The sequence below is a fragment of the Mycobacterium sp. NGS64 genome, assembly GCF_059812245.1.
Genome location: NZ_JCALCI010000019.1, coordinates 1 through 17,350 on the forward strand (window position 1 = coordinate 1; position 17,350 = coordinate 17,350).

At 68.7% G+C, this 17,350-nt stretch carries 11 protein-coding genes; 2 read left to right on the plus strand and 9 right to left on the minus strand.

What is annotated here, in order from left to right:
• Positions 1-240: 240 nt before the first annotated feature.
• From AC5Y4S_RS28960 to fdxE, 7 genes are all read right to left on the minus strand, one after another.
• Positions 241-540, minus strand: a complete 300-nt coding sequence (locus tag AC5Y4S_RS28960) for a PE family protein (protein WP_066912455.1) — start codon at positions 538-540, stop codon at positions 241-243.
• A gap of 353 nt (positions 541-893) precedes the next feature.
• A complete protein-coding gene (locus tag AC5Y4S_RS28965) occupies positions 894-2,117 on the minus strand; it encodes a PPE family protein (protein WP_500035993.1) in 1,224 nt (407 codons plus the stop codon).
• Between the two features lie 57 nt (positions 2,118-2,174).
• Complete coding sequence (locus AC5Y4S_RS28970) at positions 2,175-3,413, minus strand: PPE family protein, SVP subgroup (RefSeq protein ID WP_500035967.1); 1,239 nt, start codon at positions 3,411-3,413, stop codon at positions 2,175-2,177.
• Between the two features lie 606 nt (positions 3,414-4,019).
• On the minus strand, positions 4,020-5,231 hold the full coding sequence (locus AC5Y4S_RS28975; protein ID WP_500035968.1) for a PPE family protein: 1,212 nt from the start codon (positions 5,229-5,231) through the stop codon (positions 4,020-4,022).
• A gap of 12 nt (positions 5,232-5,243) precedes the next feature.
• On the minus strand, positions 5,244-5,543 hold the full coding sequence (locus AC5Y4S_RS28980; RefSeq protein ID WP_066912455.1) for a PE family protein: 300 nt from the start codon (positions 5,541-5,543) through the stop codon (positions 5,244-5,246).
• A 215-nt stretch (positions 5,544-5,758) separates the two neighbouring features.
• A complete protein-coding gene (locus tag AC5Y4S_RS28985; protein ID WP_500035969.1) occupies positions 5,759-7,030 on the minus strand; it encodes a PPE family protein in 1,272 nt (423 codons plus the stop codon).
• Between the two features lie 423 nt (positions 7,031-7,453).
• A complete protein-coding gene (fdxE, locus tag AC5Y4S_RS28990) occupies positions 7,454-7,648 on the minus strand; it encodes a ferredoxin FdxE (RefSeq protein WP_068103733.1) in 195 nt (64 codons plus the stop codon).
• Positions 7,649-7,904: 256 nt separating this feature from the next.
• Between fdxE and AC5Y4S_RS28995 the strand changes: the two genes are divergently transcribed.
• Positions 7,905-9,080, plus strand: a complete 1,176-nt coding sequence (locus AC5Y4S_RS28995; protein ID WP_500035970.1) for a cytochrome P450 — start codon at positions 7,905-7,907, stop codon at positions 9,078-9,080.
• Between the two features lie 41 nt (positions 9,081-9,121).
• Here the strand turns inward: AC5Y4S_RS28995 and eccCa are convergent, their stop codons facing one another.
• On the minus strand, positions 9,122-13,291 hold the full coding sequence (gene eccCa, locus AC5Y4S_RS29000; RefSeq protein ID WP_500035971.1) for a type VII secretion protein EccCa: 4,170 nt from the start codon (positions 13,289-13,291) through the stop codon (positions 9,122-9,124).
• Positions 13,288-14,808, minus strand: coding sequence for a type VII secretion protein EccB (gene eccB, locus AC5Y4S_RS29005; protein WP_068187773.1), 1,521 nt, complete (start codon positions 14,806-14,808; stop codon positions 13,288-13,290). The genes eccCa and eccB overlap by 4 nt, the downstream gene beginning before the upstream one ends.
• Before the next feature lie 373 nt (positions 14,809-15,181).
• Here eccB and malQ point away from each other — a divergent pair, with 373 nt between their 5' ends.
• Positions 15,182-17,347, plus strand: a complete 2,166-nt coding sequence (gene malQ / locus AC5Y4S_RS29010) for a 4-alpha-glucanotransferase (RefSeq protein ID WP_500035972.1) — start codon at positions 15,182-15,184, stop codon at positions 17,345-17,347.
• The last annotated feature ends 3 nt before the right edge of the window (positions 17,348-17,350 follow it).

Below are 17,350 nucleotides of genomic sequence, written 5' to 3' on the forward strand. Positions count from 1 at the left end.
ACGTGTTGCCATGTTGGCTTTCTCCTTAATTCTGAGTGACTTGTATTCAGTTGTGAGTGACGCTGGCCGAACGGTGACGCGCTAGCGCACCGTCAAGCCACATACGAAAAAGACTTCCCCCATACCGTCGGCCGGCGCCTGACGTGTGGACCCCAGGCGCCAACCGCGGCGATTGAATCGACGTGAGTTCGGATCCCGGCGAAGCCGTCAGACCCGACATTGCAGAACCGCTGAACCTGATCAGCCGGCGGCCGCTGCGTTGGCGGCTTCGGTCGCGGCGTACGAGCCCGAGCTGATTCCCAGCGTGCTCACGAACTGCTCGTGAATCGCGGCCGCCTGGGCGCTGACGGCCTGGTACATCTGCGCGTGGGCGGCGAACTGGGCCGCGGTCAGCGCCGATACCTCGTCGGCCGCAGCGGGCACTACCCCGGTCGTCGGGGCGGCCGCGGCCGCGTTCTGCGCGCTCAGCGCCGAGCCGATCCCCTGCAGGCTCCCGGCCGCCGCAGCCAGGGCCTCCGGCTGTGTGGTCACGAACGACATGTTTTTCCCTCCTCGATTGTCCCCCGCACTGCTCTGTGCAAGAGAGTAGATGACAGCATCCGTTTCAAGCTGACTCCGAGTCCACCTGTTCGCAATTGTTCACTGGATGGCACGGCGAATTCACTTTTAGTAACGACACAGTAACAGCGCCTGGCCGTTGTCGCTGGCGTTCACAGGACCGTCACAGCAAACCTGGAAGGTCGTCCCCGCGAGGCTGCCGTTCAAGGCCGGTTGGCCAGCACGTATGGAGCGTAGCATCGATGCGCCGAAATCGCGCTGGAGCAAATGCCGTTGCCGGGCCGGCGGCAGGGCCCCGCTCGGGACGCGCCTGGGCACCATTGGCCTGTCCACGCCTAGCCGGCCGCGGGCGGGCGGGCCATCACGACGGGCTTGAATCCGTACCGGGGGCCGGCCCCGCTCCCGCCGGTCCCCGCGCCGGCCAGCGGCATGCCGCCCAGCAGGTTGCCGGGCGCCGCGTCGGGTGCCTCCCGCACGTTGCTCACCGGGATGGCCGTCGCGTGGCTGGGCGTCGAAACCGGCCCGGACCATGCGGCCGGCACGGACAGCTTGCCGATCGAGGTGGCGCTGCCCAGGTGCGCCGCCACCGGCGGCGCGCCGCCGCCCAGCAGCCCGCCCAGGCCGGGCAGGCCCTTGGGGACGGCGGCCGCGGCCGCCGGCACCGCGCCGCCGATCGCCCCGACGGTTTTCGCGGTCTGCGTCATCGAGTTGGCCATGCCGATGCTGAAATATGGCAGACCCTCGGTGTTGTAGAGGACGCCGGCATACGGCGACCACGCCGACATGAAGGCGGAAAGGCTGTTGCCCGGGAACGACGGTGACCCGAACAGGACCTGCCACACGGCCGACAGCGGCCCGTTGGCCGATGCCAAATACCACCATTCCTGTTGGAGTGGCGTGTAGAACGGCGACGCCAGGCTCGCCAGTTGCGCGCTGATCTGGCTGATGGCGCTGTTGATCTGGTTCTGGATCGAGCCGACCGACGTGGTCGCGGCGGACGTAGTGGCGGCCGCCTGGATCGTCGAAGCGGCGGGATTGGCCACCGTCGGTGCCGAGGTGAACGGTGTGACGTTGGAAGCCGCCGCCGAGTTGCCGGCGTAGCTGTACATCGTCGCGGCGTCCTGGGCCCAGAATTCGGCGTACTGGGCTTCCAGCTGCGCGATGATCCCGGTGTTTTGTCCCAGCACGTTGGTCGACACCGCCTGAGCCAACTGGGTGCGGTTCGCCGCGATCAGCGGCGGCGGCACGATCGCGGCGAACGCCGCCTCATAGGCGGCCGCGGCCGCGCTGGCTTGCGCGGCGGCCTGTTCGGCCTGGGCGGCGGTCGTACTCACCCAGTCCACATACGGTTGCACCGCGGCGGCCATGGACCCCGAGGCCGGGCCGAGCCACTCCTCGCCGGCCAGCTGCGTCACGACGTTCTCATAGCCCAGGGCGGCCGCGTTCAGCTCCGCGGCCAGGGAGTTCCAGGCCGAGGCCGCGGTCACCAGTGGTGTCGAGCCCACACCGGTGTACAGGCGCGCCGAGTTGATCTCCGGCGGTAACGCACCGAAATCGATTGCCATGTCCTGACTCCTTCATCAGTCGCGGCCACGTTGGCCGCCTCGTACAGCTGGTTATCCGGCGGATGGTGGGCGCGCGAGCACGCTGCGCCTGAATCCGTATTCGCGGGGCGGAAAGGCGGAGCCCGAGCGTCGGCTGCCGGTGCCCATCGGCATGCCGCGCAGCAGCCCGTTGCCCGCACCCTGCGGGTCGGTGGCGTAGTCGACGGCGACCGCCTGGGCGGCCGATTCCTCGACCGCGCCGGGAGAGCCCGCCCAACCCTGCGGCACCGACAACCCCCCGATCTTGGTGGCCGAGGACAAATTCGCCGCGATCCCGCCGTGGCCGACGGCACCGCTGCCGACGGCGCCCAGATGCAGGCCGGCGAACTGCGGGGTCGCGTACCAGGCGCCTTGCGCCCCGGCCGTCGTCCCACCGGGGCCGAAGGTGATCTGCTGCGCGATGGAGCCGAAGAATTGCATCAGCCCGGTGGAGAAATAGGCGAGACCCACGGTGGTGCGTGACAACGCGGTTCGGTTCGACACGTTGAGTGCGACGACCTGCTGCACGATCCACCAGTTGTACGGGTTCAGCTGCGAAGCCAGCGCCCCGGCCGAAAGCTGTTGCAGCGCTTGGTTGATCGACGTGAAGACGGACGTGATGGAAACCGCGTCGGGGGTCAGCGCAAGCCCCGGGGTGGCCGCGGCCACTTGGGGCGCGCCGGTGCCCGCCGGCGTGGCGACGGCCTGACCGACCGCGACCGCCTGGGCGGCCAGCCCGCCTTGGTCGGTGGCCTGTGCCGGCTCGGTGAACGGGGTCAACTGTGTCGCGATCGCCGAGGCGGCCGCGTAGCCGTACATCGCCATGGCGTCTTGGGCCCACATCTCGGCGTACTGGGCCTCGGTGGCGGCGATGGCCGGAAAGTTCTGTCCGAAGAAGTTGGTCGCAATCAGCGTGGCCAACAAAACCCGGTTCGCCGCGATCAGTGGTGGCGGCACTGTCAAAGTGAAGGCGGTTTCGAAGGCGGCGGCTGCGGCTCTGGCCTGGTTCGCGGCGTCCTCGGCGAGCGCCGCGGCGGCGCCGAGCCACGAGACATAGGGCGTGGCGGCGGCCAGCATCGAGCGCGATGCCGGCCCCAACCAGGGTGCGCTGGTCAACTCGGTAATCACCGACGAGTAGCCCGTCGCCGCCAGACTCAGCTCGCTGGCCAGCCCATCCCAGGCCGAAGCCGCGGCCATCATCGAGCCGGAACCCGGGCCGGCATAGATCCGGCCCGAGTTGATCTCTGGCGGTAGCGCCCCGAAGTCCAACACCTATGAACCACCGGACTCGAACGACATGTTTTCTCCGCAAGTTCGGGCTAATGACGACTGATGCAAGGGATGTTTAAGAGGCTGTTCGCTAGAGAGGAGGCTAAGGCCCGTAATCCCCGCCCGGCGCCGGCCGAGCTGCAGGGCCCAAGCGGCGACGCCGGCCCGCCCGGTGGCCGGAGAGCGACGGGGGCCTCGCTCGGTGAGCGGCAGCTCGTCGAAAGCACCGGCCGCTACCTGCGGAAATGAGTCCTGTGCGCGCCCGGCGCGCGTCCCGAACGGGCCCAGTTTTTGGGAAGTCGGCGGGCCGACAGTGACGGGTCCGGGTAAAAATCCGGCCGCAGTTAAAGCCGCCGAAGGGGTTGCCAGACGGGCGGCTCAGCCACCGCGAGCCGCGTTAGCGGAGTCCGGGTCGGCGCCCGGTTTCCGGGCCGCCGTCAACGCGTCGTCGGTCGGCGACGGCCCCGGGATGCGGCCGGCGCAGTGAGGGCGGTAGCACGGCCCGTGCGCGGACGCGCTCGGACGGCGGCCGATCAGGCCCCCGAAACGCCGTCGTGGGCGCAGGCAATTGTGCCTGCGCCCACGACGCCAGTTGTGACGGAAAGGCGGCTAGCCACCCAGGGGCGGCCGGGCCATGACGGTGGGACGGAACCCGTACCGGGGACCGGCACCGCTGGCGGCACCGGAGCCGACACCCGCCAGCGGCATGCCGCCCAGCAGGTTGCCGGGTCCGCCGGCCGCCTCCGGCGCAGCGCTGATGCTGCTGACCGGAATGGCGTGGGCCGCGGCCGCCGTCGGGGCAGTGGCGCCCGTCCACGAGACCGGCACCGACAACTTGCCGATCGACGTCGCGCTGCCCAGATGCGCTGCCGCGCCGCCGGCGCCGCCGCCCAGCAGGCCGCCCAGGCCAGGCAGGCCCTTCGGGACGGCGGCCGCGGCCGCCGCCGGGCCGGTGATGGCGCCCAGGGTCTTGGCCATCTGAACACCGAAGTTGCCCATACCAACGCTGAAGTACGGCAGACCCTCGGTGTTGTAGAAGAAGCTCGCGTAGTTCGAGTAGCCACCCAGCGCGGTACCGATGTTCGACGGCAGAATCGTCTGACCGGTCAGCAGGAACCAGACCTCGCTAATCAACGGGTTGGAGTTCGAGAACTGCGAGAAGAACGTGTTCGTCGTGGCCGGAGAGCCGAACGCGCCCAGCGCCTGCTGAATCTGGGTGAGATAACTCTGCAGGGTCTGCTGGATCGACGCCGCCGGTGCCGCGGACTGGGTGACGGCCGCAGCGGCCGGGTTGGCGACGGTGGGCGCGTTTTGGAACGGCGTCACCTTGGCCGCCGCCGCGGACTGGTTGGCGTAGCTGTACAACGCCGAGGCGTTCTGCGCCCAGAACTCGGCGTACTGCGCCTCCAGCTGCGCGATGATCCCGTTGTTCTGACCCAGGATGTTGGTCGCCTGGGCCTGGGTCAGCGTGGTGCGGTTGATGGCGATCTCCGGCGGGGGGACCACCGAGGCCAACACCGTCTCGTAGGCCGCCGCGGCCGACTGGGCCTGGGCGGCCGCCTCCTCGGCTTGGCCGGCGGTCGTCGTCATCCACTGCACGTAGGGCTGCGCCGCCGCGGCCATCGACGCCGAGGCAGGCCCAAGCCATTCCTCGCCAGCCAGCTGGGTGATGATGTTGTCGTAGCCCATCGCGGCCGAAGTCAGCTCGGCGGCAACGCCGTTCCACGCCGAGGCGGCCGCCATCAGGGACGACGAACCCGGGCCCGAGTAGATCAGCGCGGAGCTGACTTCGGGAGGCAGCGCTCCAAGATCCATTGTCATGTCCTAAACCCCCTAGCCGGCCGCGGCCGCGTTGGCCGCCTCGGTCGCCGCGTAGGACCCGGAGCTGATGCCCAGGGTGCTGACGAACTGCTCGTGGATGGCCGCGGCCTGAGCGCTCACGGCCTGGTACATCTGGGCGTGCGCGGCGAACTGGGCCGCGGTCAGCGCCGACACCTCATCGGCGGCAGCGGGCACCACCCCGGTCGTCGGGGCCGCCGCCGCGGCGTTCTGGGCGCTCAACGCCGAGCCGATACCCTGCAAACTGCCTGCCGCCGCCGCCAACGCTTCGGGCTGGGTAGTCACAAACGACATCTGTTTTCCTCCTCAACTTTCAGGCTCGATGACCTTCAAGGAATGCTCTTCGCTGCTGAAGTTCACTTCAGACAGGGCTTGCTAGTGAGACTAATTGGATCCCGTCGGGTCGCGCCTCCTTAGCGCCAACTGTTCATTGCTGGACAACTGCTGTTCATTCGGGGCCGCCCTGGACAGGCTTGCCGGATGGAAGGTCATTGCTCGCCGCCTCTCGATCATCCGGCCGACGGTGGTCGAGTCAGGACGCTGTAGCGGAAGCCGTACTTGGTGGTGTAGCCGTAGCCGGCGCTGCGCCGTCCGACCGCCCCGGTCGGGATGCCGCGCAGCAGGGCGTTCCCCGGTACGGCGCCGGCACCCGCGTTGACGGGCGGCGTCTCTTCGGACACGGCGCTGACCAGGGTTGCCTGCGCAGCCGGGTTGGTCCAGTTCGCCGGCACCGACAGCGCCCCGATCCTGCCGGCCTCGCCGGCGCTCGCCGAAACGGCGCCGGCGGGGTGCACGCCGCCCAGGCCGCCGATGCCGCCCAGGTGCAGGCCGGCGAACTGCGGTGTCGGGAACCAGGCACCACCGGCACCGGCCGTCGCACCGCCGGGGCCGAAGGTGAGCTGCTGGCCGATCGACCACCCGAAGTTTCCGATACCCACCCCGAAGTAGGCCTGCGCGAACTGCCGTATCTCGTTGCCCAATGGGCTGACGCCGGTGGCGGGGAAGGTCAACCCGTTGTTCCGGATCCCGAACCAGTCGTTGGTCGCGGTCGGAAGCCCGTACTTGAGGAAGGATTGCAGTTGCTGCTGCAGCATCGAGAACGGCCAGTTGGTGAAGGTGTAGCTGGACACCTGCTGCAGCGCGAGTTGTTGCAGTGCCTGCGGGATCGCGGCGATCTGATCCAGCACCGTCTGCGCGGCCGGCTGGGCGGTGGCCTGGGCGACGGCGGCGCTCTGGTTGGCCGCCGCGGTCGGGGTGCTGGTGTTGGGCGGCTCCGGATACGGGGTCAGCACCGTCGCGGCCGCCGAGGAAGCGGCGTAGCCGTACATCGCCGCGGCGTCCTGGGCCCACATCTCCATGTACTGCGCCTCGGTGGCCATGATCGCGGGCGTGTTCTGCCCGAAGAAGTTGGTCGCGACCAGCGTCGCCAACAGCACCCGGTTGGCCACGATCACCGGCGGCGGCACCGTCAGGGCGAAAGCCTCCTCAAAGGCGCCCGCGGCCGCGCGGGCCTGGCTGGCGCTGTCCTCCGCCAGACCGGCGGCCGAGCTGAGCCAGCTCACGTAGGGCACCACCGCGTTGACCATCGCCGTCGACGACGGCCCGACCCAGGGAGCGCTGATCAAATCGTTGATCACCGAGTCGTAACCAGAAGCAGCCGTGCTCAGCTCCGACGCCAGCTCGTCCCACGCGGTCGCGGCGACCATGATGGACTCCGCCCCCGGACCCGCATACATCCGACCGGAATTGATTTCGGGCGGTAGCGCTCCGAAGTCGAACACCGTGTCCTCCTCAGTTGGCCATGATCGCGGCGGCGATCATCGCGGTCAGGTACAAGCCATGGTGGGCGCGGTCACAACGTTGTTGACCAGCAAACCCAGCCGTCGCGATAGTCCGCGCACCGTGGCGCACCGGTTCCCTCCGGCCGAAATGCGTGCTCTACCACCAGGATTGCCTGGACTTCCGGTCAGGAACGACATGCACAATCCGCCTCGACTACCCCGCTGTCAGCAACCGAGCGACAGCTCTTTGGTGCCTGAACTGCCGCTCGCGAAAGACATTAGCTGCTCGTGCCAGGCGCTCCGACCGACGACGCCAACTGTTCATTCCCAGCCAACCAATGTTCACTCCCGGCCAGCGGCGGTTTACCAGAGACAACCGAATGTTCATCGTGCGTTTCCCGATCGGTTCGCCTTGCTGCGCCGCTAGTCCTCTTCGAGGATCAGCGCCATTTCCGGGCACGAGGCCACGCCGTCGCGCGTCAACTGTTCATCCTCGGGCCGCACCTCGTGCTCCTCGAGGATCGAATAGCCCGACTCGTCGATGGGGAACAGGTTTGGATCGACGGCATAGCACTGGGCGTGGCCCACGCATTTGGACGTTTCGAGACGAACCTTCACAAGGTTTCCTTCTTCGTTTCCTTCGGCGGCATTCGCGAAAACCCGGAACGGACGATCGATAGGTAGATTAGCCGGTCGATAAAGTCTAGGAGACGGGTGCCGATCGGGGCCTACACGATTGGTATCCCCCTCGTCCCCCGTGGGATATTGATGTGCCGTCGACAAGCCGGTGACGAGAGGATCCGGGCGGGTCCGGCGGCGTCGACGACGACGGCGACAACACGAAAACCGAACGGACAAGCGGAGATCAGAGCGCATGAGCACTCTCGGCGAAGGCCAGCCGGCCACCTTCCACCTACCCCGGCTGGAATACACCAAGCTGCCGATGTCCGCCGACCGCGGCGTCGGATGGAAGACGCTTCGGGACGCCGGACCGGTGGTGTTCATGAACGGCCACTACTACCTGACGCGGCGTGAGGACGTGCTCGCCGCGCTGCGCAACACCAAGGTGTTCTCGTCGCGGCTGGCGCTGCAACCCCCGGGCAGCCCGTTGCCGGTCGTGCCGCTGGCCTTCGACCCGCCGGAACACACCCGCTACCGCAAGATCCTGCAGCCGTACTTCAGCCCGCAGGGGCTGAGCGAGTCGCGGCCGGTGCTGCAACGGCACGCCGCCGAGATGATCGCCGCGCTCGCCGAACAAGGCAAGTGCGACGCGATGGCGGATTTCGCGCGGCTGTACCCCTACCAGGTATTCCTCGATCTCTACGGCCTGCCGGTCGAGGATCGTGACCTCCTCATCGATTGGAAGGACGCCGTCATCGGGGAGCGGCCCTACATGACGCAGGAGGACCACGAAAAAGCCCGCAAGCTGCTCGCGTATCTCACCGACGCCATCCAGAAGCGGCGGGAAAATCCGGGCACCGACATGTTGTCCCGGGTGATGACCGGCGAGGGCAACTTCACCGACCTCGAGCTGCTGGGCATGAGCCACCTGCTGATCCTCGCCGGCCTGGACACGGTGACCGCCTCCATCGGGTTCTCGCTCTACCACCTGGCGCGCCGGCCGGACCTGCGTGCGGCGCTACGCGACAATCCCCGGCAGATCAGGGTTTTCATCGAGGAGATGGTGCGGCTCGAGCCGTCGGCGCCGGTGGCGCCCCGGGTGACGACGGAGATCGTCGAGGTGGGCGGCATGACGCTGCCCGCGGGCACACCGGTGCGGCTGTGCATGGCCGCGGTGAACCGGGACGGCAGCGACCCGATGTCCACCGATGAGCTGTTCCTGGACGGCAAGGTGCACCGGCACTGGGGATTCGGCGGCGGGCCGCACCGCTGCCTGGGTTCCCACCTGGCGCGCATCGAGCTGACCATCATCGTGGCGGAATGGCTCAAGCAGATCCCGGACTTCGAACTGCCCGAGGATTACACACCGGAGATCAAGTTCCCGTCGAAGACCTTCGCGCTCAAGACATTGCCGCTGCGCTGGGCGTAATTTTTCAGACCCAGCGCAGCGGCCAATCCCAGTAGCGGTCGCTACTTGCGGAACTCGGTCGCGGCCACCTGGACGAACACGCCGGTGTCCTCGGCCATCAGCAGGCCTCGGCCGCGGGGCAGCGGGCCGCCCTTCATCTTGCCGCGGATGAAGCCCTCGTCGGGGTCGGCGTCCATCACCAGCAGTGGCGCGTTCGCCTGGTGCAGTGCCCGCAGCATCGGGTCGCTGCCCGCCGACGACCAGCCACCGAACGTGCGGGTGACGATCACGTGCAGGCCCACGTCGGCGGCCCTGGTCACCCAGGCGGCTGCCTTGTGCAGCGGCGAATCGAAACCGGCCGGCAGCTGCTGGATGTCGTCGACGATGAGGAAGATCTCCGGGCCGCTCCACCACGAGTGCGCCAAGAGCTCCTCCGCCGACAGACCGGGCGGTGGTTCGCGGCTGGCCAGCAGGGCGGACATGTCGTTCATCATCGCCTGCACGCCGTCCAGGTTGTACGCGAACTTCTCCACGTACTCCGAGCCCAGCACCGTCAGCAGCTGACGGCGCGGGTCGACCAGCCACACCTGGGCGGAGGGTCGCCCGGCCGGGGGCGGCGGCGCGCTGCTGGCGCCGGGCGCGTACAGCCGCCCGATTTCCGACATGATCGTCGCCAGCGTCGTGGTGCGGCCACACTCGCGCCGGCCCGTCACCATCAGGTGCGCGTTCTCGGCGAAATTCAAATAGACCGGCGCCAGATCCAATTCCGATATGGCCCAGACGATTCCACCGGCACCAACCCCCTGACGGGTGTCGCGGGCCGCCAGCTCGCGCACCTGCTCGACACCGAAGCGCGCCGGCAGGCGGCGGATCGGCGGGGCCTGGCCGCTCGCCAGGCGGCTGACCGCCTCGACGATGCTGTCCGACGCGAACACGTTGTCGGGCGTGCTGGCCAGCGCGGGCCGCGCCACCAGCGTGTGCAGACCGGCCTGCGGGTCGGCGTCGAGGCGGACGTAGTTGACCGCCACCATGCCGCGTCCCGGCTTGACCGGGACTTCCTTGGCGAACCGGGAACGCACCAGCTTGGCGTCTTCGACTGCGGCCAAACGCAATTCGACGCGCGAGCCGAAACCGCTCCGCACCGGCGGCCGCAGCTCCGATTCGCGGTCCGCGGTGACGATGACGTGTACGCCGAACGAGGGTCCCTGGTTGATGATCAGGTTCACCTGCTCGATCAGCACCTCGTTTTCCTCGGCCAGCGCCCGGTAGTTGTCGATCACCAGGTACACGTCGCCGAACCCGTCGTTGGGCACCGGCCCGGCCTCGCCGCCGAACTTGCGGCGCCGGAACACCTCCATCGAGGCGATTCCGTATTCGAGGAAGCTGCGCTTGCGCTCGCGAACCAGCGCCAGCAGCTCGGCCACCGTGCGGCGCACACCGTACGGGTCGGTCGGACCGGCCACCTCACCCACGTGGGGCAGGCGGGCCACCGTGGTCAGCGCGGTGCCGCTGTAGGCCAGGCAGTAGAACTGGACCTGCTCCGGCGTGTGGGTCAGCGCCGCCGAGCAGATCAGCGTCTGCAGCGCCGTGGTCTTACCGGAACCGCCGGCGCCCAGGATCAGCACGTTGGCACCGGGCCCGGAGGTGTCGACGGTCCACGGCGGCTGATCGTGCTTGAACGGCCGGTCGATGATCCCGATCGGGAACACCAGGTTCTGCTCGGTCCCGTAGTCCTGCTGCCACGAGCGGCCGATGAACCGGTTGACCAGATCGTCGATCGCGATGGGTTCGTTCAGCGGCGGCTGCCACAACCGGTAGGGCTCGAAGTCGATCCGGCGCAGCTGATCGATGATCACCGTGCCGACCTTGGGCGTCCTGATGCCCTCGTCGTCCTCGCCCTCGGCTTCCAACACCTCGAGCGGCTCACCGTTCGAGCCGTTCGAGTGAACCGCCTCGATGGTCGGTCCCCCGACGCTCACCTCGAGGGGGGTGAACGAGTTGGTAAACAGTTGCGGCCGAACGTAATCGATGCTGTGCACCAACGCCGGGGCCTCGTCGCCGTCGATGGTGACGCCGCGCGAGATGTAGTCCCGCCACAGGAACTCGGCCTGGAACCGCACGATGTCCTCGAGGCTCCGCCGGAAGTAACCCAGACCCGCCTGGGCCGGCAGGTTCACCGCGTTCGGCACACCGGCCGCCTGCGCCGCCCCGGCGGTGCGGGCCTTCAGCACCAACCGGTAACCCATGTTCTCCATGAGCTTTTCGGCCCGGCTCTCAATGGTCTGGGACGCCATCATCAGGTGGATCCAGTAGGCGCGGCCCTGACGGCCGATCGAGTCCAGCACGTCGACGGCCGTCGGCATGATGCGGAACCACTCGTAGAACTCGTCGATGACGACCACCAGCATCGGCAGCGGCGGCATGTCCTGCCCGCGGGCCCGCATCCGGGAGCGCACGCTGTTGTATTCCTTGGCATCGTCCACCCCGGCGCTGTCGCAGATCGCCTTGCGGCGCGCGATCTCGCCCCACAGCGCGTCCAGGAAGCGCTCCATCAGGGCCTGGTCTTCTTCCAGGTCGGTGATGATGCGCGACACGTGCGGCACACCGGCGAACGGCTTGACGGCCGAACCACCCTTGAGGTCGGCCAGCACGAACTGCAGCTCCTCCGGCGGGTGGCCGAGCATCAGCGACTCGATCACGGTTCGCACCAGCGTCGACTTACCCGAACCGGTCGTACCGGACATGACCCCGTGCGGGCCGTCGCCGCCTTCGTCCAGCGACTTCATGTCCAAGAACAGCAACTCGCCGTTGTCGGAACGATTGCCGAACGGAGCGCGCAGCCGCGACCGGCCCATCGCGTCGGTGCGGCTGCCCCACAGCGAGTCGAAGTCGATGTCGGCCGGATCGTCGATCCCGTAGTAGGCCAGGATGTCCCGGGCGCCGATGTGGGCCACCCGCTGACCGATCTCTTCGTACGCCTCGGCCAGCCGCCAGCGGGCCAGCTTCTGGGCGAACTCCTCCGACTCTCCGATGCTGAGGTGGTCGGTGAGCGCGAAGAACCACGGCTTCTCGTCGATGACCATCCACGTGTCGCGATCGCGCGGCAGGGCTTCGATCACGCCGCGTTCGTCGAACCGCAGCGTCCGCTCGGGGACGGACGCCCACATCGACGAGCCGGTCAGGTCGAAGAACGTCACGCCGTCGATGCCCTCGGCGCTGATCACGAACTCCCATTGCGGGTCCGTGACGTCGGCGATGATCACGGTGTGCGGCGTCGGCGTCTGCGCCGACGAGCTGGCGTGCCGGGGCGTGAAAGAGCCACGGCCGGCGAACAATTCGGCCTGCTCCGCGGCGAACTCGCGCACCGAGCTGTAGACCATGCGGGCGTTGCCGGCCGCGTCCTGGCGCCGCGAGTCACCGAAGTGCGGCAGCCACTTCACCCAATCCCACTGCTCCAGGTCGGAGCTGACCACGACCATCTGCACGTGGTCGGGGCCGTGCGAAAACGCCAGCTGGCAGACGATCGCGCGCATCAGGCCCAGCACCTGCTCGCGGTCCCCGATCAGCGAGTACCACGGTTCGACCAGCAGGGAAATCATCTTCGGCAGGTTGTAGACGACGCTCTGGTAGCGGCCGAATTCCTGCAGTGCCTTACCGGTCACCGGCTCGAGCTCGATGTCGGTCGGCATGTTCTGGGGCTCACCCCAGGTCACCTCGGGACGGGTCATGCCCACGCCGACGCGGACCACACCGAAGTTGAGGTCCTTGCCGTCCGGCTTGCGCTCCCACATCCGCGACGAGCCCACCGCGGCGGGCAGGGTGTCGGGCGCCGGGTGGAACCAGCGGTAGTTGGCGTCCATGCTGTCGGCCGACTCGTGCGCCGTCTCGCGCAGCATGTCGAGCATCAGCATGAACTGGGCGCGCATCGCGTCCAGCTTCGGCCGGCTCATCTGCTGCTGGCCGCCGAACCGGCCGCCGAACATCATCATCGCCATGCCGCCGATCATGAAGATCGGGAAGATCGCGCCGACGCCGCCGAAGACGTGCGAGCCGCTCGCGAAGGTCATCGCGACCATGCCGCCCAGCAGGCCGATCACGACGACGCCGACCACGACGATCCACCACGGCTTGCCCTCCGGTGGGGGGATGCTCAGCGGGGTCGGGAGGACGATGTTCTCCGGCTTGATGACCGGGGGCTTCTCCGGTGTCGGGCGCGCGAATCCACGTTTCATCGGGGTACCACCAACTCTGCAGGGGTCATGTCCATGGGCAGGGTGTCGTGCTCCACCAAGGCGTCCGCCCGGGAGAGGGTCGGGCCTTGTGGCAGCAGCCGCAGCGCCACCCACGGCGCCAGGCTAGGAGCGGTCTTGAGGCCGAGGGCCTCGCGGGCCTCGCGGGTGTCGTCGACCCCGAACCGCGCGCCGGCGTCGGTCAGCCACCACAGCGATTCGGTGGTCTTGGCGCCCGGGTCGTTGCCGGTGACGGCCACGAAGTTGGCGTGATCGGGGCCGAAGTACACCTGGTCGGCTTCGCGGCCGGTGGTGTCGGCCTTGACCAGCGACACGACCTTGCTCATCTCCTTGGACGCGACGGGAATGGTCGACCCGGAGATGACCTGGATGCGGGCCCGGTTCTCACCGGAGGTCTTCTGCCACCACCAGCAGGTCGCCGGGTTCTCCCGGATGTCCATCACGTTCAGCGGGTTGTCGGGATACGACGACAGGTCCAGCTTGTTGACCACGGGCATCTTCGCCAGGGACGACGGTTCGACCGTCACCGGCTTGTTGTTGCCGGGGCCGCCGGCGTTCTGCAGGATCTGCGCCACCAGCGGGGGCAATGTCTGCACGCCGTCGGCCAACACCAACGAATACTGTTGCGGCCCACTGATTTGCGGGGTGACGATCACCGTCCCCACCGGGCCGGGCGCCCCCGCGAACGTGGCCGGGGCACCTGCGCCGGGAATCTCGGGCACCGTCAGCTCCGGCCCCACCGGCAGCGCGTCGTAGAGCGCGCGGCTCATCGGCTTCGCCATGCTGACCTGTTCGGGCGTCAGACCCAGCGGCAACAACACCGAGCGGTTCATCGCGTCGATCTTCGACCGGCGCCCCTGCCGGACCACCCAGGCGTCGTCGCCGTACCGCAGCACCACGGCGTCCGAGCCGTTCAGGACCTGTCGGTGGCCGCTGAGGTCCGGGGTTCCGTCGATGACCGTCACGGTCACCCCGGATGGCGCCCCTACGCCGGTCGATCCGGCGACGGTGTCGCACACCAGCCACGACGACGCGGACGGGGTCTTGGGGGCGAAGTTCGACGGCGCGCCCGGGATGCCCACCAGGGGCCCGCGCGGGAGGCTCGCGATCTGGCTCGACCGGACCAGGTGCGGGTTGTCCGGCCGCCCCGTGATCAGCCGCGCCGAAGCCAGGTTCAGCGCCGGGTACAACTTGTCACCCACGCGGACGTAAAGGGCGCCGGAATCGCGGTCGGCGATGATCGGCGACTCGTTGATCTGGCCCGACGGGCTGATGAACGACCACAGCAGGGCGCCCAGGCAGATCACCAACCCAGCGGAAACCGATGCCACCAGGGCCAGCGTCTGGCGGCGGCCGGGCTCGATCTCCATGCGGACCCGCCAACGGGTCAGTGCCATCGAGGTCCGCCGGGCCAGGAACTGGTAGCCGGTTACCTGGGTCTTGGTCGACAACCCAAGGCCGTACCCCGACCCTCGCTGCCCGCGACTCTCTTCCGCCACGTTAATTCACCATCCGGTCTGCTAGAACGCCTGGATATTGTCCTTGAAAAATATCCGGGCGCGAATTGCTTCGACAACCGTGACAACCGTAAGGGACGCCCTCGCACCTCGCCACGCGTTCCCGTGCGCGTTCACTTCGATTCAATCTGGCCGCGCAGGCGAATCCCGCCTCGTTCGGGTGGTGAGTGTGGCGAACCGTGCCAGCAGCGCCGCTGGCAGTCTTGCTGTTCCCCACTCATCCCCCGGCTGGATTCCTCACGTCTTCATTGGGCATGTTAACCGGGTATGGCCACTTAGTCCTGTCGAATGCCCAGCTTCGCCGTCCGGCTCGGCGATGAGGCGACCGAACGGCTTCTCAAGCAAGATGGGCGACATGACGGAGCTCGCGCCCTCGCTGGTCGAACTCGCCCGCCGCTTCGGCATCGCCACCGAGTACGACGACTGGACCGGTCGGCGCGTGCTCGTCGGTGAGGACACGCTGGTGGCGGTGCTTGCCGCGCTCGGCGTCGCCGCCGGCACCGAACAAGAGCGCAACGTCGCCCTGACCGCGCAGCGGCGGTCGTATTGGGAGCGCCGGATGCCGGCGACCATCGTCGGGCGAACCGGTGAGCAGATCCGATTCTGGGTGCACGTGACGCACGGCGCTCCCGCCGAAGTGTGGCTGCAGCTCGAGGACGGCACCGTGCGCGGCGGGGTGGTACAGGTCGACAACTTCACGCAGCCCTTCGATCTGGACGGGCGCTGGATCGGTGAGGCCAGCTTCGTCCTGCCGGCGCACCTGCCGGTCGGATACCACCGCGTCCACCTGCGTTCCGGCGACTCCGAGACGAGCACCGCGCTGATCGTCACGCCGGACTGGCTCGGGCTGCCGGAGCAGCTCGGCGCGCGCCGCGCGTGGGGGCTGGCCGCGCAGCTCTACAGCGTGCGGTCGCGGCAATCGTGGGGCGTCGGCGACCTCACCGACCTGGGCGACCTCGCGGTGTGGTCGGCGTCCCGCCATGGCGCGGACTACGTGCTGGTGAACCCCCTGCACGCCGCCGGATTTTCCGGGCCGGCCGGCGTCGGTAGCCGGATGGAGCCGTCGCCGTACCTGCCCACGTCGCGTCGCTTCTTCAACCCGCTCTACCTTCGCGTCGAGGCGATCCCCGAATACGCCGACCTGACCAAGCGGGGTCGGGTGCGCCGGCTGCGTTCGGACGTCCAACACCGGGCGGGAAAACTCGACGCTATCGACCGCGACGGCGCCTGGGCGGCCAAGCGCGCGGCGCTGCGTCTGCTGCATCGAGTGCCCCGCTCGGCGGGCCGCGAGCTGGCCTACACCGCGTTCCGCGACCGGGAAGGCCAGGCGCTCGACGACTTCGCCACCTGGTGCGCGCTGGCCGAGGAATACGGCGACGACTGGCACCGCTGGCCGGAGTCGCTGCGGCACCCCGGCGCCACCGGCGTCGAGGGCTTCGTCGAACGGAATTCGGACGCCATCGATTTTCACCGCTGGCTGCAGTGGCAACTCGACGAGCAGCTCGCCTCGGCCCAATCCCAGGCGATACGCGCGGGGATGGCGTTGGGCGTCATGCACGACCTGGCCGTCGGCGTGCATCCCAACGGCGCCGACACCTGGGCCCTGCAGGACGTGATGGCGCTGGGCGTGACGGCCGGCGCGCCGCCGGACGAGTTCAACCAACTCGGCCAGGACTGGTCGCAGCCGCCGTGGCGCCCGGACCGGCTGGACGAGTGCGAATACCGCCCCTTTCGGGCGCTGATCCGCGCCGTGCTGCGGCACGCCGGCGGCGTCCGCATCGACCACATCATCGGCTTGTTCCGGCTGTGGTGGATCCCGGGCGGCGCCCCGCCGACCGAGGGCACCTACGTGCGCTACGACCACGAAGCGATGATCGGCATCGTCGCCCTGGAAGCCCACCGCGCCGGGGCGCTCGTCGTCGGCGAAGACCTCGGCACCGTCGAACCGTGGGTCCGCGACTACCTCTTATTACGGGGCGTGCTGGGCACCTCGATCCTGTGGTTCGAGCTGGATCGGGACGGGAACGGCGGCCCGCTGCCGGCCGAGCGCTGGCGCGAGTATTGCCTGTCGTCGGTCACCACCCACGATCTGCCGCCGACGGCCGGTTACCTGGCCGGCGACCATGTCCGGCTGCGGGAGTCCCTGGGGCTGCTGACCCGGCCGGTGGAGGTCGAGCTCGAATCCGACCGGGCCGAGCTGGCGGCCTGGATGGCCGAGCTGCGCCGGGTCGGCCTGCTCGGCGACGGCGTTGACGCTCACGACGACCCGGAGCGCGTGATTCTCGCCCTCTACCGATACCTGGGCCGGACGCCGTCGCGGCTGCTGGGGGTGGCGCTGACCGACGCGGTCGGCGACCGGCGCACCCAGAACCAGCCAGGCACCACCGACGAGTACCCGAACTGGCGGGTCCCGCTGACCGGCCCCGACGGCAAGCCGGTGCTGCTCGAGGACGTTTTCACCGATCGGCGGGCGGCCGCGCTGGCCGAGGCCGTCCGAGAGGCGATCGCGGCGCCCCGATAAACC

Coding starts and splice junctions, on each gene's coding strand:
- AC5Y4S_RS28995 (WP_500035970.1), top strand. CDS start 7,905: ATGAGCACTCTCGGCGAAGGCCAGCCGGCCACCTTCCACCTACCCCGG.
- eccCa (WP_500035971.1), bottom strand. CDS start 13,291: ATGAAACGTGGATTCGCGCGCCCGACACCGGAGAAGCCCCCGGTCATC.
- AC5Y4S_RS28980 (WP_066912455.1), bottom strand. CDS start 5,543: ATGTCGTTTGTGACTACCCAGCCCGAAGCGTTGGCGGCGGCGGCAGGC.
- AC5Y4S_RS28960 (WP_066912455.1), bottom strand. CDS start 540: ATGTCGTTCGTGACCACACAGCCGGAGGCCCTGGCTGCGGCGGCCGGG.
- malQ (WP_500035972.1), top strand. CDS start 15,182: ATGACGGAGCTCGCGCCCTCGCTGGTCGAACTCGCCCGCCGCTTCGGC.
- AC5Y4S_RS28975 (WP_500035968.1), bottom strand. CDS start 5,231: ATGACAATGGATCTTGGAGCGCTGCCTCCCGAAGTCAGCTCCGCGCTG.